Source organism: Exiguobacterium sp. JMULE1 (assembly GCF_013337175.1).
GTDB lineage: Bacteria > Bacillota > Bacilli > Exiguobacteriales > Exiguobacteriaceae > Exiguobacterium_A > Exiguobacterium_A indicum.
The window spans coordinates 146,527-167,705 of the sequence record NZ_SGWC01000002.1; the positions used below are offsets into that span (position 1 = coordinate 146,527).

Consider the following 21,179-nt stretch of genomic DNA (forward strand, 5'->3'; position numbering starts at 1 on the left):
AATCGATAGAGAGTCTCTGTTGCTGGAAATGAGACGATTTCGTCATTTGAAGATGGTCCCGGAGCAGTCGGAAGAACGTGAACCGTGTTCATCAGTAGAACCGACCGGTAGGACGGATACCGTTAGCATTCCAGGGAGTCTCGTACTCCTAGAGGTGGCTGAACGTGAGTTGAGCCATGAACGAAGGTGGTACCACGTGATCAGACATCACGTCCTGAGAGATAAGGGCGTGGTGTCTTTTTTGTGGAGACGTTCCCGCAGGAGGAGGATGACGAGATGGCAGAAGCATTGGTATTGCAATCAGACTTTGGCGTGAGTGACGGGGCTGTGAGTGCGATGTATGGGGTTGCGCATAGCATCAATCCAGAGATTCGGATTTTTGATTTGACGCACGACATTCCGCCCTTCCACATTTGGGAAGCGTCCTATCGGTTACTGCAGACGGTACCGTACTGGACGGAGCAAACGGTGTTCGTTTCTGTCGTTGATCCAGGTGTCGGATCGAGTCGAAAGAGTGTCGTCGCGCGGACGCATGCGAATCAATACATCATCACACCAGATAACGGAACGTTGACGCATCTTTGGCAAGCCGGATACATTGCTGAAGTGAGGCAACTCGATGATCGACGGCATCGCTTACCTCGAATGGGTGAATCGTATACGTTTCACGGACGAGATATCTTTGCCTTCACGGGTGCTCGGTTATCGAGCCATGTCATCACCTTCGAGGAAGTAGGACCCGTTTTACCTGCTTCGGACATCGTCTTGCTCGACCGGACACTTGCCTCGTCGTCGGATACCGGTGTTACCGGTATCGTCGAGATTCTCGATGTTCGCTTCGGAAATGTCTGGACGAATATTCCGGTCGCTCTCGTCCGTCAGGCGGGTCTCGACATCGGTAGCCACGTCAAGGTAACGATTTCGTACCGAGAACGGATTGTTTACGAACAAACACTGCTTTTTGGTCATTCGTTCGCCGATGTGCCGGTTGGTTCAGGCGTCGTCTACATCAACTCGCTGGATCAGATTGCTCTTGCCTTGAATCAAGGTTCGTTTGCGCATGCATTTGAGGTTGGAATCGGAAATGATTGGAGTGTTAACGTACAACATATTAAAGGAGGAGATCGAACATGAAAGGATTTACGACAAAACAGATCGTCGCAACCGGGATCGGAGCAGCAGTATTCATCATTTTAAGTCGATTCGCTGTGATTCCGACAGGCGTACCGAACACGTCAATTGAGACATCCTATGCATTTCTCGCATTCATGGCAGTTTTGTTCGGACCAGTCACAGCCGGTTTGATCGGTCTGATCGGTCATGGATTAAAAGATGCGATTTTATATGGGTCCCCGTGGTGGAGCTGGGTCATCGTATCCGGGTTCGTCGGTTTTGGCATCGGATTGATCGCTAACCGGATTCGTCTAGAAGAAGGCGGATTGACGACACGTAAAATCGTCTTATTCAATGTCACACAAGCCATCGTGCAAGCGATCGGTTGGATCATCATTGCACCGGTACTCGATATCTTAATTTACACGGAGCCAGCGAACAAAGTCTTCGTCCAAGGGGCTGTCGCTGCGACATCGAACATCTTGACAGTCGGTGTCATTGGAACGTTGTTGCTCGTCACCTATGCGAAAACAAGAAGTAAAGCAGGCAGCTTGAAACGCGAAGCTTGACCGAATGAGCTATGATCCTGTGCGAAGAGACGGCAGGATCATAGCTCATTTAGCTTGGGGGGAGAAGGATATGACAAACGTAATCGAATTTCAGGATTTTTCATTTACATATCGGAGTCAGTCGGAACCGACACTCCGGCAGATTCAATTAACGATTCAAGCAGGCGAACGCATCTTAATCGTTGGACCGTCGGGTTCAGGAAAAAGTACGCTCGCCCAGTGCATCAATGGGTTGATTCCGTTCTCGTACCCTGGAACGTGGGAAGGACAGGTCCTGATCAAAGGGCAGGATGCCCGGGAGTTATCGTTATTTGATCGTTCGCTGCATATTGGAACGGTGTTACAGGATCCAGATGCGCAGTTCGTTGGTTTATCGGTTGGCGAAGACATCGCCTTTGCGCTCGAAAATAAACAGACTGGGCGACCGGAAATGCAGGAGATCGTCGAACGTGTCGCACGGATGACGGATGTCGAGACGCTCTTGCAAGCACGATTAAATGATCTATCAGGAGGACAACGACAGCGGGCGGCATTAGCCGGAGTCCTCGTCGAAGATGCGGACATCTTACTGTTTGATGAACCGCTCGCGAATCTCGATCCGGTAGCGGGACAAGAAGCGATGGCGCTTATGGATCGACTGCAACGTGATACGAATCGCACATTGATCGTCGTCGAACATCGGATCGAGGATGTACTCGTCATTCCGTTTGACCGCATCATCGTCATGGTCGATGGAGAAATCATTGCTGATGATCATCCGGATGTCATCTTAAGTAACGGAAAACTGCAAGAAGCGATCTTGCGTGAACCTCTCTATGTCCGTGCCGCACGCTGGGCTGGTATGACCGTGAAGCCTGTGGATCAGCCGAGCCGCATCGATCCCTTTTTAAAACGATTCAACCAGACGAACGTGTTAGAGCGTTTAGAGGAAGCTGCTCAAAAAGAGACTGAAACCTCTACTGCATTGCTTGAACTTGAGCAGTTGGCGTTTCATTATCGCCAAGGAACGCCAGTGCTTGAGAATGTGACGGCGACTTTTCAAAAAGGAACACTGACGACGATCGTTGGTCAGAATGGTGCCGGAAAATCCACGCTTGCGAAAGTGTTGAGTGGTTACCAACGGACGACAGGTGGTCGGATCCTGCTTGACGGAATCGACATCACGAACCAATCGATCGCAGAGCGAGCAGGAACGATCGGATTCGTTCTGCAAAATCCGAATCATATGATTTCGAAGCACCTCGTGCAGGAGGAAATCCGCTACGGGATGCAGGCGCTCGGACTGAGTGAGGCGGAAGAAAACGAGCGTCTCGAGCAGACATTACGTCGTTGCGGATTATATCCGTTTCGTAATTGGCCGATCCAAGCACTGAGTTTTGGTCAGAAGAAACGAGTGACGATTGCTTCGATTCTCGTTCGACGACCGGATATCTTGATTCTCGATGAACCAACAGCCGGTCAAGATTATCGGCATTATTCGGATATGATGGACTTTTTAGAAGGATTGAAGCAGGACGGAATGACGTTACTCATCATCACGCATGACATGCATCTCGTCTTAGAATACAGCGATCAAGTCTGCCTCGTGCAAGCTGGGCGTATCCGTTATGCTGGAACATCATTTGGACTGCTGAATCAAGAACAATTGCTGAATCATGCCCATTTAAAACAAACATCGCTCTTTACGCTAGCGCAACACCTCGAAGTCGATCCGGAACGATTCGTCGAGTCCGTGATTACGGCGGAGCGAAAGGAGCGGGAACAATGGCTGTAGAAATGCTTGGCTATATTGAAAAAACGTCACCGATTCATCGATTGACGGGAACGACGAAACTGATCGGATTCTTATTATTTACGACAGCAACGATGTTCACCTATGATACACGTGTCTTACTTGTAATGGGGTTAGTCAGTATCGTGTTATTCCGATTGTCGCGTATCCAGTTTCGGGAAGTCCGCTTCGTCTTGATCTTTACAGCGATTTTCGTCCTGATTAATGCGCTCGCTGTTTATCTGTTCGAACCAGAGCAGGGCGTGGCAATCTACGGATCGCGTCACGTCTTACTTGAAGGAATCGGACGATTTACGATGACCGCAGAACAATTATTTTATCTGTTCAATTTAATCTTAAAATACAGTGTGATCGTTCCGATTGCTGTGTTGTTTCTCGTCACGACCCATCCGACGGAGTTCGCTTCTTCTTTGAATCGGATTGGTGTTCCGTATAAGATCGCATTTGCGGTCTCCTTAGCGCTCCGTTATATTCCGGACGTTCAATCTGATTTCCGGACGATCGCGAACGCTCAAGAAGCACGAGGGATTGCTGTCTCACACGGCTCCCTTTGGCAGCGGGCACGCAATAGCATCCAGATTTTACTTCCGTTGCTATTTACGAGTCTCGAGCGGATTGAGACCGTCAGCAATGCGATGGATCTCCGTGGATTCGGTGCCGGACGAAAGCGAACGTGGTACAACCAACAGACGATGACACGAATCGATTATGTCGCGATCGGCTGTGTGCTACTTTTGACGGTTTTGTCATTCGTCGTCACTTTCTATGATGGTAATCGCTTTTATAATCCGTTTTAAAAATGAGATACGAAAAAGGCAGTGGATGCGTCCACTGCCTTTTGTCATATGACCAATCCGCTTACGCAGATCGTTTTTGATTTTCCCAACGTGGTGAATTCAACAGTTCAATCCATTTCTTGACGGCTGAGATCGTGATGACGATCGCGAGCAGTCCCATCGTTACGGACAAGACCGTATTCAAGATGCTGAAACCTGGAGAATCGGGATTCGCATAGACGTTTGCGACCATCCAGATATCCGCGAACGTTACTGTGATCAGAAGATAGACGAGCGGGATGAACGTCGTCAGCGCATAGACTTTTTTATCGGCGATTTTCAAGATGATCGTCGTTCCGATGATCAAGCCGATTGAAGCCATCAGCTGATTCGATACCCCGAATAATGCCCAAATCGAACCGATGTCACCCGAAAACAGGAGATAGCCCCAGAAGAACGTCCCGAGTGCCGAAGCGAAGATCGCACCTGGAATCCAGTCGACACGTTTGAGTGGTTTGTAGAACTCCCCGAAGAAATCTTGAATCAAGTAACGGGCGACGCGTGTTCCTGCATCGATTGCGGTTAAGATGAAGACCGCTTCGAATAGAATGACGAATTGGAAGAAGAATCCGGCAATCTCTTTGAACCACGGGATGGCGCGGAAGATGAATGTCATACCGACGGCGAGTGAGACGGCACCACCTGTTCGACCTGCCAGATCGAGACCGATTTCACGGGATAAATCATCAAGATAGACCGTGCTCATACCAAGCGTCGCGAATACTTCTGGTGTTGAGTTGATTGCGAAGTAATCACCGACTTCAAGCGATGTCGCAGCGATCAACGCCATGACGGCAACAAGACATTCGACAAGCATAGCACCGAAGGCGACCGGTTTGATGTCACTCCACCGATTGATCATCTTCGGTGTCGTACCAGAACCAACGAAAGCGTGGAAACCAGAAATCGCACCACAGGCAATCGTGATCGAGATGAATGGCCAGACTGGACCAGCGATGATTGGACCACCGCCATCAACGAACTTCGTAAATGCCGGGAATCGAATGTCTGGGTTGATGATGAAGACACCAACGATCAAAGCAAGGAAGACACCGATTTTCATAAAACTCGATAGATAGTCGCGAGGTGCGAGTAAGAGCCACACTGGCAGTGCAGCAGCGAAGAATGCATAAATCGGTAAAGCAATCGCGAGTTGACGTGACGACAGATCGAACCAATCGCCGATGAATGTTTCCGTTAACTGAGGACCAAAACCAATCGCAGCTAGAATCAGTAAGAAACCAACTGTTGAAGCAAGTGCTAAGTTACCACCTTTACGTAAGTAAATCCCAACGAACATCGCAATCGGAATCGTCGAGAAGACAGCGAATGTACCCCATGGGTTATGTTCAAGGGCGTGTAAGACGACCATCGATAGACCAGCCATCGTGATTGTAATGATGAAAAGCATCGCAAGACCGGCACAAAAACCAGCGACGGGACCTAATTCTTTTTTAGCGACTTCAGAGAGCGATTGACCATCTTGGCGCATCGAAGCAAAAAGGACGACCATATCATGGACCGCTCCACCGATGACGGCACCGATTAAGAGCCACAGTAAGCCGGGGAGATATCCGAACTGTGCAGCAAGGACAGGTCCGACGAGTGGACCGGCTGCAGCGATTGCTGCGAAGTGGTGTCCGAACGAGACCCATTTATTCGTTGGAACGTAATCTTTTCCGTCCGCTAATTTATGAGCGGGCGTTTCGCGATCATCTTTGATTTTTAAGACTTTCGCAGCCATGAACGTACCGTAAAGGCGATACGCAATTAATAAGATACAGATGACAGCAATAACGATTGGAGTAGCGCTCATCTAAAATTCCTCCTCTTGAATGAACTATGATGGATTTAGTATACAAGTTATGGAAGCGCTTTCTTTGATTTTTAGATGAGTTGTCGGTTTCGTTCGATGAAAGGTTGAAAATGGACCTTGAATCACAAAAAAGAAGCGCTCAAATACCGAGCGCTTCTTTCAGTAGTTTGACATACGTCCGACTGACTGGCACATCAATCTGATGAATTTTTAAATTATAGGCTCCGTTGAACCAAGGTTCGATGGCATCGATTGCTGATAAGTTGACGAGGTATGAGCGGTGAACCCGTAAAAAGCGATGATCTTGAAGCTTTCGTTCAAGTTCGAGTAAGGTCTCGTTCGATGGATACGCATGGTGCTCTGTGACGATCTTCGTCTTTCCGTTCTCAGCGACGATATAATTGATATCTTGAGGAGACAATAATTTCAGTTGTTCGCCCGTCTCGACGGCTAAACGTTCAAGGCGAGGGGCTTTTTTCGGCAGCGGTCGCGCGACTTTTTCAATCGCACGGACAATCCGTGCCGGATCATATGGTTTCAAGATGTAGTCATAGGCATTGAGCTCAAACGCTTCAAGCGCATGAGCATCATACGCCGTCACAAACAAAAGAGCCGGAGGACGTGGCATCGACTTTAAGCGTTTAGCGATTTCAAGACCACTTCCGTCCGTCAGCTCGATATCGAGAAAGACTAAGTCGGGTTGAAGGGAGCGAACGAGTCGTTCGGCTTCCTCGACACTACCGGTTTCCCCGACGACTTCAAGACCGGCTGCGGTCACGTGATAACGGAGCTCGTCACGTGCGAGCGGTTCATCTTCAATCAACAAGGTGCGCATGCTGAATCTCCTTTCTGACTTCAATCGGGAGACGAATCGCGATCGTCGTGCCGTTTTGACCGTCACTCGTGATCGTAAACTGTCCCTTTTCACCATATAAACTTCGAATCCGTTCTGCCGTATTGAATAATGCGGTACCGGTGCCTGAGGACGGAACGACTTCTCGACCGAGACGGGCAAGGCGCGAGGCGTCAATCCCGCGTCCGTTGTCGACGACTTCGAGACACAGCTGGTCTGCCTCACACCATGCCGTCACCCCGACATATCCTGTCTGTTCAGAAGAAAACGCATGAAGGAACGCATTTTCGATCAATGGTTGTAAGATGAACGGTGGAACGAGTAAAGCCGTCGTCTCGTCTGCTAAATCGATATCGAGAAACGGGCGATTCGGAAAACGAGCGGCTTCAAGAGATGTGTATGCTTCGATGTGCTCGAGTTCCTTTTGGAGCGGAATTTTCGTCGATCGTGCGCCTTGGAGGTTACTGCGGAAGAACGTCGACAATTCGAGCAACAACGTGCGTGCTTGTTCGACATCCGTCCGGCACAGTGCATAAATCGTATTGATCGCATTAAACAGGAAGTGGGGATGAATTTGTGCTTCGAGTGCCCGGATCTCGGCATCCTTCAGTAAACCGGCTTGCCGCTCTGCGTTCCCGAGTGCTAGTTGTGTCGAGAACAGTTTCGCTAATCCTTCAATGAGTTCGACTTCGACGGCGTCGAGCAATTCGGCATGAGGATAATAGACTTTCAACGTCCCGATCGTCGTTTCCCCGACGATGAGCGGAGCGATGATGCCGGCTTGAAGCGGACAATCCGTTACGGGACAGCCGATATCGAGTCGTTCCGTCACAAGACGAACTTGTCCGTCTTGCAAGACATGCTCAGTCGGTTTCGTCGTCCAGTGACTCCCAGCTTGATGGTGGTCGCTCCCGATACCGATATGGGCCAGGATGATGGAACGATCCGTCAGTGAGACGGCTTCGGCTCGCGTTTGCTGCAACAGAATTTCCGCGACAGCTTCTGCCGTATGGATATGTAGACCACGCGTCAGATGCGGAAGCGTCAAATCGGCGATATGCAACGACCGTTCGGCTTCTCGTGCCCGAACCGTTTCCTCTTCTCGCGCAGCAAGGCGGATGATCGATAAGAACAACCAGACACCGAGGACGTTGATCAGTGTCATCGGTAAGAAGATGAACTGGACGAGTTCGACTGCCGCATCAAAGGGGCGGGCGAATAGTAAAATCAACGACATTTCAAACAGCATTAAAAAAGCAGTCAGACACACGGGCAATAATGCTTGGCTACTGAGACGGTCGCGCCAATAGGAGCGTAAGAGACCGCTGACACCACCGGCGATGACGGTCGAAAGCGCGCAAGCGAACGCTGTGAATCCGCCGAGGGAATACCGGTGAACCCCGACGATGAGTCCGGTCATCAATCCACCGAGCGGACCAGCGAGCAGTCCGCTGATGACGACGATCATCGTTCGTGTGTTTGCAATCGCTGATGTTCCGTCGACTTCTTCGAGCCAAGCATGGGGTAAGAATTCAGCTAAATCGACTTTGACCCCTGTATAGTTACTTAAAATGCCGTACGTCGCAAAAAACAGGACGAGAACACGGAATTGCCAGCCTGCTTCCGGTTGACGCAGTAGCCGTCGTGTCGGTCCCCACTGGGCGAGGATGAACGCTAAGATGATCATGATACCAAGTCGTTCGAGTAAAAAAGGAATCAATTCTAACATGTGCATTCCTCCATTCGAGTTAAGTGTAAACGCTCGCAAAACGGAGGGCAATGCCGGTATACAAAAAAAGCCGTACTCCCTCGGATTAAGAGGGAGTACGGCAGACTTACTTATTGTGCGTCTTTATCGAACGTGATCCGTGCGATCGCGTCGTGTTGGTGAATCGTTTCTTCGTTACGGCATTCGACGTAGAACGAAGCGATTGGATCCATTTCGTACAAATCAGCAGCAATCAAGCGAACCATATCTTCTACGAAACGTGGATTTTCGTATGCCATCTCTGTCACGCGCTTTTCATCCGGACGTTTGAGTACTGGGTGAAGTGGCGCTGAGGCATTGGATTCCGCAGCATCAAGCAATGATTGTTTCCAGTCAAAGTCTTCTGCTTCATCACGTAACGATGCTTCCATCGTGACGTAACCACGTTGGTTGTGAGCACTGTATTCGCTGATTTCTTTTGAACATGGGCAAAGTGTCGTGACGTTGATCGTCAAGCCGACAGACAACGTCGCTTCGTCCGTTTCCGTGTTGACGCTGACTGTTTGCCATACTTCAGCATTCATCAAGCCGCTAAGACCTGTTGCAGGTGCTTTACGTGTGAAGAACCATGGATAACGGATCGTCAATTGACCTTCCGTTTGTTCCATGCGGTCTGCTAAATCACGCGCGAATTGAATGAGTGACTCGTTCGTGACCGTCCAACCTTCGTTGTGGTATTGATCAAGTTGCTCCGTTAAACGGCTCATGTTGATCCCTTTACGGTCTTGTACGAGTGATGTCGACAGTTCAAACGTCGCCACAGTCGCTTGTGTGTTGTCTCCGTCTTGGATGACGACAGGATGTTTGACGTTCGAGATTCCGACAGCGTCTAGTGCGAACAAGAAGTTCTTCGGTGTATTTTGCAAGTCGACCATCTTATCTTTTTCAGTCGGTTTTGTTCCTTTGATCGGTGGTACCGAACCGAACAGCTTATGGCGCTCTTCTTTTGTTGGTAACGTAATCGGGTAGGTAGACATATTCATTGGCCCCTTTGTCCTTTTGTAGTGTTTCAATAGTAATAACATGACAGGAATGCTAGAGACGAGCAAGTCTGATGATTCCGCAAATGTGTTTCATCTTTTCATCGCTAGAAGTATTGTCTTGAATTTTATCACGAACGTTCGATAAACGAAACTCGCACGACTCAAAATCGACACATTCTATATCTGTAGGAATAACTTACTTGCAATCGGGTATACTATCCTATAGTATATGTTCAGGTGAACGTGTAATCATTGTTTTTTCGTCATGGTCAATAATTGAAGTTTTTTTATTTTACAGGTAGTAAGAGAAAGGGATGACAGAGATGGATTGGCAGTTATTATTACAGTATGCCTGGGTCGTACTCGTCTTGATCGCGCTTGAAGGATTACTTTCAGCGGATAATGCACTCGTACTCGCGGTCATGGTCAAGCACTTACCAGGAGAACAACAAAAGAAAGCACTTTTTTATGGACTAGCTGGAGCGTTCGTCTTACGATTCGCGGCATTGTTCGCGATTTCGTTCCTCGTCGATATTTGGCAAATCCAAGCACTTGGAGCGGCGTACTTGCTCATCATGGGACTACGGCATATTTATAAGACCGTTAAAGCCAGAAAGCTCGGTGAGAACCATGGGGCTGAAAATGAGCTAGATGAAGAACCGAAGTCGGAAGAGCCAGTTTCAAAAGGTGAATTCTGGCGGACAGTTGCGAAGATTGAATTTGCAGACTTAGCGTTTGCTGTCGATTCGATTCTTGCAGCAGTAGCACTTGCCGTTGCCCTTCCAAACTGGGGATCAGGCGAAATCGGTGGTTTGAACACAGGTCACTTCATCGTCATCTTAACAGGTGGTTTGATGGGTGTCGTCTTGATGCGTTTCGCAGCACGTGTCTTTGTTAAATTACTCGCAGAGCGCCCAGGTCTTGAGACAGCAGCGTTTGCGATTGTTGCCTGGGTTGGTGTGAAGCTAGCCGTTCTTGCGCTCGAACACCCGAAATACCATGCATCAATCGAAGGAACAATCTTTGAAGCCTTAAAACTTCCTGAAGGATTTGCCCACAGTACACCGTGGCAGGCTTTCTTCTGGACAGTCATGGTCGGTCTTGCTCTTTGGGGTTGGTTCTCTTCACCAAAAACGAAACCAAATCCAGATGCTGAAAAGAAAGTTGATCAAAACTTATAAGAAATGGAAACGATCCGTCGATGACGGGTCGTTTTTTTGTGTTAGGTTTTCTTAAACAATGGGAATAAAACACAAGGTTAAGTACTTGAGTCGAGCTTTCATCTTTTTCTTTCCGATCGACCGGCATATAATAAATAGACTGAACAATAAAGGGGATTCGTTAGTATGGATATTGGATTAATTACACAGTATGCGACCGTCGGGCTCGTACTGATCATTTTGCAAGGACTACTATCCGCCGACAATGCGATGGTCATGGCGGTCCTCGTCCGACCGTTACCAGACGATCAACGTAAAAAGGCGCTTTTCTATGGTCTCGTCGGAGCACTCGTCTTACGTTTCGTGGCAATCTTCTTTGCCTCGTACTTAGCGACGATTTGGGAGCTTCAGGCACTCGGAGCAATTTATCTCTTTTATGTCGCGTTTAAAGGAATCGTCGAGGCACGATCGAATAAACACCAAGTACCGGACACGATTGCCTCACAAAAAGCCTCACCGAACTTTTGGTGGACGGTCGTTAAAGTCGAGTTCTCTGATTTAGCGTTTGCGGTCGACTCGACGCTTGCTGCTGTCGCCATGGCGACGACACTACCGATGATTGGTGGAACGATCGGTGGTCTGAATACAGGACAATTCTGGGTCGTCTTCTTCAGTGGGATCATCGGTCTCGTCATCATGCGTTACTTCGCGAGCTGGTTCGTCGTCTTGCTCCAAAAGCGACCAGGCATCGAAGAAGCTGCCTTTTGGCTTGTTGCATGGGTTGGTGTAAAACTGGTCGTCATGACACTCGCGCATCCGTCAATCGACGTCTTGCCGCATGAGTTTCCAGAGAGTACACTATGGCAAACGATCTTCTGGGTCGTACTTGCCCTGATTTTAATCATCGGTTGGTTCCGTAGCGGAAGTAGTTCAACCAAATCAGCAAAATAATACAATGGCGGGCAGGGTACTCTCTGTCCGTCTTTCGTTAGGAGAGATTTCATGCAAAACGGTAATTTCATTCGAATGCTGACACGGATGCAAAACGTTCCACGGTGGGATGAATATGCACCACGTTTTCCGGACAACGCAGCCAGTCACAGCTTTCGTGTTGCCTTATTCAGTTTGATGGCAAGCTATTTAGAAGAAGCAGACGGGCAAACACCAGTCGATCGCCTGACATTGCTCGGAAAAGCTCTATTCCATGATATGAACGAAGTCATCACTGGACCAATTAAACACCGGACAAAAAAAGAGCCAACGTTACATGCACACATTCAGGCAATGGAACAACAAGCAAGTGAACAGCTCGTTGCCTTACTCTCAAAGTCGCTTCAACCAGCGTTTACGACATACCTCGTACATGCAGAAGATGAATCACCGGAAGGACGGATCGTCGAAGCCATCGATACGTTCGATGCGATGTTGTACGCACGAAGGGAAGCACGGATGACAGAGTCCGTCTTTTTCGAACAAAAGGCAGCGGAATTACAGGCTGTTCTAGAACGACACCCACTCGTTTCGATCCGTCGCTTGACACAGTCGGTCATGGAAGAGGACGAGATGTCTCATTTCATTGAAAACGTCTTGATGATGGATACGATTCGGCGCTGGAAAGGACGTTTCAACACGATTGATGATAACGACGCGACACATGCGTTTCGAGCAGCCTCGCTTGGTATCTTCAATGGTCTGATTGAATCAGAGAAGTACGGCGTCACGATCGACATCGAAGAAGTCGTCTCGCGTCTCTTGTGTCATGATCTCGTTGAAGGAACGACGGGAGATGTTCTTGGACCTGTCAAACATGCGACACCGGTCACAGCAGCAGCCTTCGAAGCTTACGAACGGGCAGAAGGAGAGACGTTGATCAATAATCTACCGAAAGAAATCCGAGCACCGTTCCGTCGGTTCGTCGTGGAAGCAAAAGACGAGACATACGAAGGACAGATGGTCGATGTGATCGATAAACTCGACGCATTGATTAAAATGAACATGGAACGGAAGTTGAACGGGGTCGAGTATGAGACCGGTTACCGCGCACAACTCAAAAAGGTTCAGATGACATATGAAAATCCATCGGTCGTCTTTTTCCTCGCTTATGTCTTGCATGATTTGGATTACGTGACGTCATGACGAAAGAAACCATGACCCCACGCCGCTTAACGTTGATCTTGATCCTCGGTTCGCTTGCTGCACTCGGACCGCTCTCGATCGACATGTATCTACCTGCTTTTCCAGATATGTCACGCTCGTTTGATGCGAGTGCATCACTGATCCAATTAAGTTTGACGGCTTGTATGCTCGGAATGGCGCTCGGACAATTGATTGTTGGTCCGCTGAGTGACGTTCGCGGACGTAAACGACCGCTGATGGTTGCTCTGCTCGCATATCTGCTCGCTTCTCTCGCCTGTGCGATGGCACCGACGATCGAAGTGTTGATCGCGCTTCGATTCATCCAAGGGGCAGCTGGAGCGTCAGGAATCGTCATTTCTCGGGCAATCGTTCGTGACTTGTTTGACGGACCTGAATTGACGCGGTTTTTTGCTGCCTTGTCACTCGTCAACGGAACGGCACCGATTCTCGCACCCGTCATCGGGGGACAGTTGCTTCGGTTCGGTGACTGGCATTTCGTCTTCTACTTGCTTGCGATTTTAAGCACAATGATGTTACTTGCCGTCGCACTCCGTTTACCGGAAACGCTCCCGCTTGATAGACGTGTCGAAGGAAACCTGACGACGACGTTGAAGACGTTCGGACGCTTGTTGACGGATCGCGTCTTCATCGGCTATGCGTTCGCGCAAGCATTCGTCATGGGCGCGATGTTTGCCTACATCTCGGGTTCACCATTCGTCTTACAAAATATTTATGGCGCTTCGCCGCAACAGTTCAGTTTTTTGTTCGGTTTAAACGGAATCGGAATTATCTTAGCAGCACAAATCGCCGGTCGTCTTGCGGGTCGTGTCGATTCAGAGCGGCTGATGCGAATCAGTTTGACGATCGTTGCGAGTGCGAGCATCTTATTGTTCCTCGCCTTGACGTTAACGAATCAGCTGATCTTCGTTATGATTCCACTATTCTTCGTAGTTTCAAGCGTCGGTTTGATCTCGACGCTCGGTTTTACCTTAGCGATGCAAAATTACGGAGCAACGGCAGGCAGTGCCTCGGCTCTTTTAGGGCTCTTGCCGATGCTCGTCGGTTCGCTCGTGTCACCACTCGTCGGGATCATGGGAGAACAATCGGCTGTTCCGATGGGACTGATCATCATGACCTTAGATTGCCTGGCGCTCATTCTCTATTATGGTCTGATTGTTCGTCGACCGAATCGTTCATAAACGCTAATTATTCAAAAACGTTTGTCCTCTGTATGGGATGAACGTTTTTTTCTTTTAATGAAAGGAAAAGAATTGGAATTCATTTTGAAACATTTTCTAAAAAATAAGCGTAGAAGAGAAAGAAAGCCAGTACTTCAGAAAGGAGTGGAGCGATGAAACAGGAGTTGCAGCGTGAACGAGAGCCGTCGATTGAGGCAAGATTAGCACGTCATTTTGCCGCACAGAAAAAATACTTACGTCGTCAAGAAGAGGCAATCGATCAACGAGACAAAGAAGTGGCTCGTTTATTGTTTGAGGAAAACCGGGCTGCTTATCAAAGGGCTTACCACGAACTGTATGGCTCACATCCTTACATCGAGGTGAACGAAGATGGACGTTAGTACACTTTATTTATATGCGTTAGCGGCCGCTGCTTGTGGTGTGTTTGTGTCCATCCTATTCTCAGACGTCATTCCAGGCGTCGATCAAATCTTTCATCCCACGTTGATCTTATCTTTTGTCATCATCACGTCAGCCATCGGATTCGGACTCGAACAGCTCAGTCCGCTGCGTTCGATGTTGATTTTAATCATCAGCAGTGTGATTGCGTTATTAGTGACGACGCTGATGCACATCTTTTTATTCGTTCCGATGGCACAAGCTGAACAGTCGCTTGGATTTTCGGAACAGATGCTAGAAGGTCGCAGCGCAACCGTCATCGTGCCGATTCCGACTGAAGGATATGGTGAAATCTTACTTGATGACGTCTCAGGGCGCGTATCAAAGTCAGCCGTTCTGTTTGAAGGACCTGCCTTACCACAAGGCACGAAGGTGCTTGTCATTGAGATCAAACAAGGCGTCGCGTCTGTCGTGACGTACCCCCAACAATGGAAAAAGGAGATGTTTACATGAATCCAGTGTTAATCGTATCGATCGTCGCGGTCGCGTTGATCGTTGCCTTAATCGTCTTATTCATCACGAAGTACCGAACGGTCGGTCCGGAAGAAGCGTTGATCGTATCGGGTAGTTATCTCGGAGGACGCAACGTCAATACGGATGAGTCCGGTAACCGGGTAAAAATTATTCGAGGTGGCGGAACATTCGTGTTACCTGTCTTCCAACAGGCGACACCGCTGAGTTTGTTATCGAGTAAACTCGAAGTCACGACACCTGAAGTCTATACGGAGCAAGGTGTACCGGTCATGGCAGACGGTACAGCGATCATCAAGATCGGTAGCTCGATTTCTGAGATTGCGACGGCAGCGGAGCAGTTCCTCGGAAAATCAAAGGAGGAGCGAGAAGGCGAAGCACGTGAAGTCCTTGAAGGACACTTGCGTTCGATTCTCGGGTCGATGACCGTCGAAGAAATTTATAAGAACCGTGATAAGTTCTCACAAGAAGTCCAGCGGGTCGCGTCTCAAGACCTGGCGAAGATGGGACTCGTCATCGTTTCGTTTACGATCAAAGACGTCCGTGATAAGAACGGATACTTAGAATCACTCGGGAAACCGCGGATTGCACAGGTGCGCCGTGATGCGGATATCGCAACGGCAGACGCGGAAAAAGAGACGCGCATCAAACGGGCGGAAGCTTCAAAAGATGCGAAAAAAGCAGAACTCGAACGTGCGACAGAAATCGCTGAAGCGGAAAAAGAAAATCAGTTGAAGATGGCAGACTACCGTCGCGAACAAGATATCGCGAAGGCGAAAGCCGACCAAGCGTATGATCTTGAGAATGCACGCGCACAACAAGAAGTCACGGAGCAACAGATGCAAATCAAAATCATCGAGCGTCAAAAACAAATCGAGCTCGAAGAACGCGAAATACTCCGTCGTGAGAAACAATACGACGCGGAAGTCAAAAAACGCGCTGACGCGGATCGTTACTCGATTGAACAAGCTGCCCAAGCGGACCGTGCGAAGCAATATGCGGAAGCAGATGCAACGAAATACCGGATCGAAGCATCGGCAAAAGCGGATGCAGAACGAATTCGTCTGGATGGTCTTGCAAAAGCGGATGCGGAGCGGGCACAAGGGGAAACGGAAGCGGAGATCATTCGTCTGAAAGGTCTTGCGGAAGCAGAAGCAAAAGAAAAAATCGCGCAGGCGTTCGAACAATTCGGGCAAGCGGCGATTCTCGACATGGTCATTCGGATGATGCCAGAGTACGCGAAAGAGATTGCAGCACCACTCGGCAACATCGATAAAATTACAGTCGTTGATACAGGTAGTGGTGAAGGTGGCGGTGCGAACCGTGTCACCGGTTACGCAACGGATTTGATGGCGTCACTGCAAGAAACGTTAAAAGCGTCGTCAGGATTAGATGTCAAAGAGTTGATCGAGAACTTCTCCGGTAAAGGAACAGCAAAACCGTTGACGGTCAACTTGAATTCCCATGATGCGGTGGCAGCGTCGAAAACAGAAGACTGATATAATAACTAGGCACTCGTAGAAGTAGTTTCTGAAAGGATATCTCATCATGGATAGTTTAGCTCTACTGCAAGAGCGCTGGATGCTGTTGCTCCCGTTCCTCGTCGTCCTCTTAATCAACGTCGGGTTATTAACTGCCCTTCTGAAGAAGCGACGTGATTTACCGAAGCTGTTAGTCTTCGGAATGGGTGGGATGGCGCTCGTGTTCATCGTCTCCTCGCTTGGATTAAGCATGGCACTGCTGTTCTTTGGATACAATTCATAAAAAGCGGAGCTGACTCAAAAGTCAGTCTCTACAAAGATAGGGGTGGCAGAATGATGATCTGCCACCCCTATCTCGTAATAAAAAGAATGACTCGTCACACGCAACTCCTACAGGAAAAAGCGCATTTATGCGCTGTCAGAGACAAACAAGATCCGCTTTCCTGCTTGAATGAAGCAGGAAAACTGGCTTGTGTCTCGCCTGAGGAAAGGGCGTGAACAGACGAATCATTCTTTTTTTGAGTCAGCCTCGTTTAATGAAGTAAGAATAAATGCCGTTAACGTGGAAGGTCATACCCAATGACGACGAGTCCCGGTCCTGTATGTGAACCGATCGCTGCGCCGGCGATCGTCAAGATGACTTCGCTTGGTGAAAACTGTGCTTCAATCAATTGTTTTAATTGTTCTGCGCGTTCGATCGAATCCCCATGACCAATCATGATTCGATGTCCGTCAATCACAGGGCGTGCTTCTTCCATCCACTCGACGATCCGGTTCATGACTTTTTTCTGACCACGGATCTTCTCTTTTGGGATCAACTTCCCGTCTTCGACTGTCAATAGTGGCAAGATCGATAAGAGACCACCAATGAAGGCGCTAGCTCGCGAAACACGTCCACCGCGCATCAAATATTCGAGTGATTCGACTGTAAACAGATGACGAATCGTATTTACCTTGGCTTCAGCATAAGCCACTGTTTCTTCAAACGAATGCGTTTGTGCGTATTCTGCGACGTCGAGAACGAACAATCCTTGTCCTGTCGAAGCGGTTTTCGTATCGAGTACGAGATAAGGAACGTTCGGATATTTTTCAGCGAGTTCCTCTGCTAGCATCTTCGCGGTTTGAAATGTTCCCGATAATTCGCTCGAGAAGGCGAGGTAGAGGAAGGGATCCCCTTGTTCGAAGTGACGCGTAAACACCTCGACCATCCGGCTGACTTCTACCTGGAATGTCTTCGGTGCTGCACCGTCACGCATCTTATCATACAGTTGTTTCGGAGATATCGATTCTCCATCGAAGAACGTGTCTTCGTCGATCAATACGCCGAACGGCATGACCGTAAAAGCATAAGCATCTAACATGTCTTTTGGTGCATCAGCACCACTGTCTGTGATCAATCGGATCATCACGTTCTCTCCTTTCTTAACCTAGGGCTTTTTCGTTTCGATCAAGCATTCGACTCAAGTTGACACCGAACCGCTCGTTCTCGAGTTCTGTCAAAGTCGCTGGTGTCAAATCAGCGCCGAGCGCAAGTAACGCTTCATACGCACGACGTAAGCATTCCTCGACCGTCAATGAGATGCCGAGTAGTTCTTCGAGGGAAGCCATCGTTTCCGGAACGACAGTCGGATAGACGAATTTCGTCGTCTCACCTTGAAGCGCTGCCGCGTAAAAGTCACGGACTAAAGCGGCGCGTTGACTTCCGCTTCCATTGACACAAAGATAGATTTGAACGGCAACTCCTCCACGAACACGACGCTGGGAGATACCAGCGAATTTTTTACCGGCAATCGATAAGTCATAAGAACCGGGACAATACGATCCGACGACTTCACCAGCGACGATCGCGTCCGTTTCTTGTGCGAACATGCGGCGAACGAGCGCAAGCATCGCTTCATAACCGCTGTCGATATCAATCCCACCGCGTTCCGGTAAGACGAGTGAAATATTCAAGACACCGGCGTCGAGGACGACGGCAAGACCACCTGAGTTACGAACGACGGGCGAGAAACCATGTTCATGCAGAACGGCTACACCGTCAGCAAGATGAGGAAGACGGGCATCCTGGATGCCGAGGACGACGGTTTCGTGGTGAATCCAAGAGCGGAGTGCGGCTCCTTCTGTTGCAACGGAGGCACATAATGTGTCGTCCATCGCAAACGATTGTGTCGCATGGAAAGCAGTTCCGAGTGACGTTTGATCAAAAATACGATAATGTTCTTGTTTTAAGAGTTCGATTCCCATAGGCTCGTTCCTTTATTGTAGATTTGCGACATCATTATAGCACAGGGTGTGTAAAGTTTCTGTGCGAAGCGCCGCGCGAGACAGGAATCCTTGGAAACAAAACCGAACAACAACGACATAGACTCGATTTAAAGGAGAGAAACATATGTATCAATCATTAGGACAATTAAAGGAAACGAAGGTCTTCAAAGATCCTGTTCATCGCTATATCTATGTCAGTGATCAGTTAATTTGGCAACTGATCGGTACACGTGAATTTCAGCGACTACGCCGGATCAAGCAACTGGGAACATCCTTTTTGACGTTTCATGGAGCGGAGCACACACGGTTCCATCATTCGCTCGGTGTCTATGAAATCACGCGCCAACTGATCGATGTATTCAACGGTCGTGCCGATTGGGACGATCAGTACCGGGAGTTGACGCTGGCTGCGGCACTCTTACACGATGTCGGACACGGTCCGTTTTCGCACGCGTTTGAGAATGTCTTTGGTGTTAACCACGAGACGTGGACAGAGCGAATCATTCTCGGGGATACAGAAATCAAAAAAGTCCTCGACCAAGTCGGAGACGGATTTGCGGAAGAAGTAGCGTCTATCATCAACAAGACGCATCCGAATCAACTGCTCGTCACGATGATCAGCTCACAACTTGACGTCGACCGGATGGATTACTTATTACGCGATGCGCACTTTGCCGGTGTCAGCTACGGAAAATTCGATCTCGAGCGGATGCTTCGGGTATTGCGTCCTGCCCATAATCAGATGGTTGTCAAACAATCAGGGATGCATTCGATCGAAGACTACATCATGCGAAGGTATCAGATGTATTGGCAAGTCTACCTGCATCCGGTAACACGGTCGAGTGATTACCTATTAAAGGCTATTCTTGAGCGGGCGCAGGAGTTGTACCTGTCCGCATATCCGTTTGCGATTGCACCGATTCATTTGATGCCGCTATTTGATCAGAAGATGGAGTTGCGTGATTTCCTTGGGCTCGATGAGACGATCGTCTACTTTTACTTTCAGCAGTGGGCGAACGAGCAGGATCCAATCCTTGCTGATCTCTCGAGGCGATTCGTTGACCGAAAGTTGTTCAAGTATGTCGATTATCCGGCTGAAAAGCGTGAACTCGTCCACGATAAGTTGTGTGAGTTGTTTGAAGCAATCGGCTTGAATCCGACGTATTATCTGCTTGAAGATAAACTCAGTCGTCTTCCTTACGATTTATATGGAGATAACGGTGAAATTAGTAAGCAACCGATCATGTTACAGATGAAGGATGGGCAGATGAAAGAGATTTCGCAAGTTTCACCACTCGTTCAAGCCATCGCGACGTCACGCCAGACGGATGAGAAGCTGTTCTTCCCGCAAGAAATTTTGCACGACTTGCGCGAACATGCGAATGAGAAGATGCAGATCGACCAGTTATTGATTGGTAGTGTGACATCATGATATCGTCCGCTGTCCTTACGAAAATCTTGCAACAGCTTGGACAGGAGGGAGGAGAGGTCGAAGTCTTAAAAGGCGCGACATCCTCCCTTGTTTTTCGGGTCGGTGAGGGAATTCTTCGTGTCCATACGAATCAAGACTGGCTACATGAGGAGCCGGATCTTGTCTTGCACGAGGTGTTTGCGTTACAAGCAGCAGGTGACTTAGCACCAGATGTGTTGGACTATCAAACTGATTTTAGAGACGAAGTACCGCCGTGGTTGTATATGACGCGTTCACCGGGAGAGATCCGGCTTGATCAGGTGGATGAGCAGTATGTCGAACGATTGGCACAGATGCTCGCGGCAATCCATGCGCTACCGGTACCAGAATCTCGATACGTCTATCAGCCGTATGCGACGGAACGTCACGTTCCGACGTGGACGCAGCATCCGGAGAGATGGCGTCAGCTACTGGCGGTCGAACCGGACGAAAGTCAAACGATCCGATTCATTCATCGGGATTTTCATCCGGTCAATGTGTTATACGAAATGAATGGAACGTGCCATACGATTGATTGGATTAATGCGTGTGTAGGTCCCATTGAAGTCGACCTTGCGCATTGTCGTTTGAATCTTGCCTTGCTTGAATCCATTGAGATGGCGGATCATTTTTTAAAAAGTTACCTCAAACAGACGAAACGTTCTTACGATCACGCGTGGGATATTCGGGCTGTTTTTGATTTTGGACCTGAAACGATCGACGTCTATCCGGGGTGGAAAGCATATGGAAGGCAAAACCTTAGTCAGGACAATGTTCGGGAACGCTTGGAAAAGTTTGTCTTGAAAGTCTATGAAAATAACGAAAGCGGTTACTAAATGAACTTTTCCT

The 21,179-nt window shown here is 48.7% G+C and carries 20 protein-coding genes; 14 read left to right on the forward strand and 6 right to left on the reverse strand.

Going from position 1 to position 21,179, the window contains the following annotated elements:
- Positions 1–276: 276 nt before the first annotated feature.
- The 4 genes from EXW93_RS01040 (at position 277) to EXW93_RS01055 (ending at position 4,271) form a co-directional block, all read left to right on the forward strand.
- A complete protein-coding gene (locus EXW93_RS01040) occupies positions 277–1,134 on the forward strand; it encodes an SAM hydrolase/SAM-dependent halogenase family protein (protein ID WP_029343188.1) in 858 nt (285 codons plus the stop codon).
- The gene (locus tag EXW93_RS01045; protein ID WP_023466768.1) at positions 1,131–1,682 is read left to right on the forward strand and encodes an ECF-type riboflavin transporter substrate-binding protein; all 552 of its coding nucleotides are present in this window, start codon (positions 1,131–1,133) and stop codon (positions 1,680–1,682) included. The genes EXW93_RS01040 and EXW93_RS01045 overlap by 4 nt, the downstream gene beginning before the upstream one ends.
- Positions 1,683–1,752: 70 nt before the next feature.
- Positions 1,753–3,456: an energy-coupling factor transporter ATPase gene (locus EXW93_RS01050; RefSeq protein WP_174315915.1), complete on the forward strand. Its 1,704-nt coding sequence runs from the start codon at positions 1,753–1,755 to the stop codon at positions 3,454–3,456.
- On the forward strand, positions 3,447–4,271 hold the full coding sequence (locus EXW93_RS01055) for an energy-coupling factor transporter transmembrane component T family protein (RefSeq protein ID WP_023466770.1): 825 nt from the start codon (positions 3,447–3,449) through the stop codon (positions 4,269–4,271). Before EXW93_RS01050 ends, EXW93_RS01055 begins: the two co-directional genes overlap by 10 nt.
- Positions 4,272–4,332: 61 nt before the next feature.
- Here the strand turns inward: EXW93_RS01055 and EXW93_RS01060 are convergent, their stop codons facing one another.
- The 4 genes from EXW93_RS01060 to folE2 all read right to left on the reverse strand — a co-directional run bounded on the left by EXW93_RS01060 (position 4,333) and on the right by folE2 (position 9,724).
- On the reverse strand, positions 4,333–6,126 hold the full coding sequence (locus EXW93_RS01060) for a carbon starvation CstA family protein (RefSeq protein WP_023466771.1): 1,794 nt from the start codon (positions 6,124–6,126) through the stop codon (positions 4,333–4,335).
- Between the two features lie 139 nt (positions 6,127–6,265).
- Positions 6,266–6,961, reverse strand: coding sequence for a LytR/AlgR family response regulator transcription factor (locus tag EXW93_RS01065; protein WP_174315916.1), 696 nt, complete (start codon positions 6,959–6,961; stop codon positions 6,266–6,268).
- Entirely contained in the window at positions 6,942–8,708 is a 1,767-nt protein-coding gene (locus EXW93_RS01070) for a LytS/YhcK type 5TM receptor domain-containing protein (RefSeq protein WP_023466773.1), read from the reverse strand. The genes EXW93_RS01065 and EXW93_RS01070 overlap by 20 nt, the downstream gene beginning before the upstream one ends.
- A 110-nt stretch (positions 8,709–8,818) precedes the next feature.
- Positions 8,819–9,724: a GTP cyclohydrolase FolE2 gene (folE2, locus tag EXW93_RS01075; protein ID WP_035399184.1), complete on the reverse strand. Its 906-nt coding sequence runs from the start codon at positions 9,722–9,724 to the stop codon at positions 8,819–8,821.
- A gap of 329 nt (positions 9,725–10,053) precedes the next feature.
- Here folE2 and EXW93_RS01080 point away from each other — a divergent pair, with 329 nt between their 5' ends.
- From EXW93_RS01080 to EXW93_RS01115, 8 genes are all read left to right on the forward strand, one after another.
- Entirely contained in the window at positions 10,054–10,911 is an 858-nt protein-coding gene (locus EXW93_RS01080) for a TerC family protein (RefSeq protein WP_035399265.1), read from the forward strand.
- A gap of 165 nt (positions 10,912–11,076) precedes the next feature.
- A complete protein-coding gene (locus tag EXW93_RS01085; RefSeq protein ID WP_029343196.1) occupies positions 11,077–11,841 on the forward strand; it encodes a TerC family protein in 765 nt (254 codons plus the stop codon).
- A gap of 51 nt (positions 11,842–11,892) precedes the next feature.
- Positions 11,893–13,026, forward strand: coding sequence for a YfbR-like 5'-deoxynucleotidase (locus tag EXW93_RS01090; RefSeq protein ID WP_023466777.1), 1,134 nt, complete (start codon positions 11,893–11,895; stop codon positions 13,024–13,026).
- Positions 13,023–14,225 (forward strand): multidrug effflux MFS transporter, encoded by a 1,203-nt coding sequence (locus EXW93_RS01095; RefSeq protein ID WP_035399180.1) that lies wholly within the window; start codon positions 13,023–13,025, stop codon positions 14,223–14,225. The genes EXW93_RS01090 and EXW93_RS01095 overlap by 4 nt, the downstream gene beginning before the upstream one ends.
- A 152-nt stretch (positions 14,226–14,377) precedes the next feature.
- Positions 14,378–14,605: a hypothetical protein gene (locus tag EXW93_RS01100; RefSeq protein WP_035399178.1), complete on the forward strand. Its 228-nt coding sequence runs from the start codon at positions 14,378–14,380 to the stop codon at positions 14,603–14,605.
- Positions 14,595–15,116 carry an NfeD family membrane protein gene (locus EXW93_RS01105; RefSeq protein ID WP_055969938.1) on the forward strand — a complete coding sequence of 174 codons (522 nt, stop codon included), beginning with the start codon at positions 14,595–14,597 and terminating at the stop codon, positions 15,114–15,116. The genes EXW93_RS01100 and EXW93_RS01105 overlap by 11 nt, the downstream gene beginning before the upstream one ends.
- Positions 15,113–16,633, forward strand: a complete 1,521-nt coding sequence (locus EXW93_RS01110; RefSeq protein ID WP_023466783.1) for a flotillin lipid rafts scaffold protein FloT — start codon at positions 15,113–15,115, stop codon at positions 16,631–16,633. Before EXW93_RS01105 ends, EXW93_RS01110 begins: the two co-directional genes overlap by 4 nt.
- A gap of 49 nt (positions 16,634–16,682) precedes the next feature.
- Entirely contained in the window at positions 16,683–16,898 is a 216-nt protein-coding gene (locus EXW93_RS01115) for a hypothetical protein (protein WP_174315917.1), read from the forward strand.
- Between the two features lie 274 nt (positions 16,899–17,172).
- On the opposite strand, the gene EXW93_RS01120 is transcribed toward EXW93_RS01115, so the two are convergent.
- On the reverse strand, positions 17,173–18,021 hold the full coding sequence (locus EXW93_RS01120) for a DegV family protein (RefSeq protein ID WP_174315918.1): 849 nt from the start codon (positions 18,019–18,021) through the stop codon (positions 17,173–17,175).
- A 16-nt stretch (positions 18,022–18,037) separates the two neighbouring features.
- Positions 18,038–18,859, reverse strand: a complete 822-nt coding sequence (lipL, locus tag EXW93_RS01125; protein ID WP_050677301.1) for an octanoyl-[GcvH]:protein N-octanoyltransferase — start codon at positions 18,857–18,859, stop codon at positions 18,038–18,040.
- A gap of 145 nt (positions 18,860–19,004) precedes the next feature.
- Between lipL and EXW93_RS01130 the strand changes: the two genes are divergently transcribed.
- Together EXW93_RS01130 and EXW93_RS01135 are read left to right on the forward strand one after the other, a co-directional pair.
- Positions 19,005–20,312 (forward strand): HD domain-containing protein, encoded by a 1,308-nt coding sequence (locus EXW93_RS01130; RefSeq protein WP_023466787.1) that lies wholly within the window; start codon positions 19,005–19,007, stop codon positions 20,310–20,312.
- Positions 20,309–21,166 carry a phosphotransferase family protein gene (locus tag EXW93_RS01135; RefSeq protein WP_174315919.1) on the forward strand — a complete coding sequence of 286 codons (858 nt, stop codon included), beginning with the start codon at positions 20,309–20,311 and terminating at the stop codon, positions 21,164–21,166. The genes EXW93_RS01130 and EXW93_RS01135 overlap by 4 nt, the downstream gene beginning before the upstream one ends.
- Positions 21,167–21,179 lie beyond the last annotated feature (13 nt).

Bases quoted from the DNA above. Each gene is read 5' to 3' on its own strand.
- EXW93_RS01040 (WP_029343188.1), top strand. From the start codon at position 277: ATGGCAGAAGCATTGGTATTGCAATCAGACTTTGGCGTGAGTGACGGG.
- EXW93_RS01045 (WP_023466768.1), top strand. From the start codon at position 1,131: ATGAAAGGATTTACGACAAAACAGATCGTCGCAACCGGGATCGGAGCA.
- EXW93_RS01050 (WP_174315915.1), top strand. From the start codon at position 1,753: ATGACAAACGTAATCGAATTTCAGGATTTTTCATTTACATATCGGAGT.
- EXW93_RS01055 (WP_023466770.1), top strand. From the start codon at position 3,447: ATGGCTGTAGAAATGCTTGGCTATATTGAAAAAACGTCACCGATTCAT.
- EXW93_RS01060 (WP_023466771.1), bottom strand. From the start codon at position 6,126: ATGAGCGCTACTCCAATCGTTATTGCTGTCATCTGTATCTTATTAATT.
- EXW93_RS01065 (WP_174315916.1), bottom strand. From the start codon at position 6,961: ATGCGCACCTTGTTGATTGAAGATGAACCGCTCGCACGTGACGAGCTC.
- EXW93_RS01070 (WP_023466773.1), bottom strand. From the start codon at position 8,708: ATGTTAGAATTGATTCCTTTTTTACTCGAACGACTTGGTATCATGATC.
- folE2 (WP_035399184.1), bottom strand. From the start codon at position 9,724: ATGTCTACCTACCCGATTACGTTACCAACAAAAGAAGAGCGCCATAAG.
- EXW93_RS01080 (WP_035399265.1), top strand. From the start codon at position 10,054: ATGGATTGGCAGTTATTATTACAGTATGCCTGGGTCGTACTCGTCTTG.
- EXW93_RS01085 (WP_029343196.1), top strand. From the start codon at position 11,077: ATGGATATTGGATTAATTACACAGTATGCGACCGTCGGGCTCGTACTG.
- EXW93_RS01090 (WP_023466777.1), top strand. From the start codon at position 11,893: ATGCAAAACGGTAATTTCATTCGAATGCTGACACGGATGCAAAACGTT.
- EXW93_RS01095 (WP_035399180.1), top strand. From the start codon at position 13,023: ATGACGAAAGAAACCATGACCCCACGCCGCTTAACGTTGATCTTGATC.
- EXW93_RS01100 (WP_035399178.1), top strand. From the start codon at position 14,378: ATGAAACAGGAGTTGCAGCGTGAACGAGAGCCGTCGATTGAGGCAAGA.
- EXW93_RS01105 (WP_055969938.1), top strand. From the start codon at position 14,595: ATGGACGTTAGTACACTTTATTTATATGCGTTAGCGGCCGCTGCTTGT.
- EXW93_RS01110 (WP_023466783.1), top strand. From the start codon at position 15,113: ATGAATCCAGTGTTAATCGTATCGATCGTCGCGGTCGCGTTGATCGTT.
- EXW93_RS01115 (WP_174315917.1), top strand. From the start codon at position 16,683: ATGGATAGTTTAGCTCTACTGCAAGAGCGCTGGATGCTGTTGCTCCCG.
- EXW93_RS01120 (WP_174315918.1), bottom strand. From the start codon at position 18,021: ATGATCCGATTGATCACAGACAGTGGTGCTGATGCACCAAAAGACATG.
- lipL (WP_050677301.1), bottom strand. From the start codon at position 18,859: ATGGGAATCGAACTCTTAAAACAAGAACATTATCGTATTTTTGATCAA.
- EXW93_RS01130 (WP_023466787.1), top strand. From the start codon at position 19,005: ATGTATCAATCATTAGGACAATTAAAGGAAACGAAGGTCTTCAAAGAT.
- EXW93_RS01135 (WP_174315919.1), top strand. From the start codon at position 20,309: ATGATATCGTCCGCTGTCCTTACGAAAATCTTGCAACAGCTTGGACAG.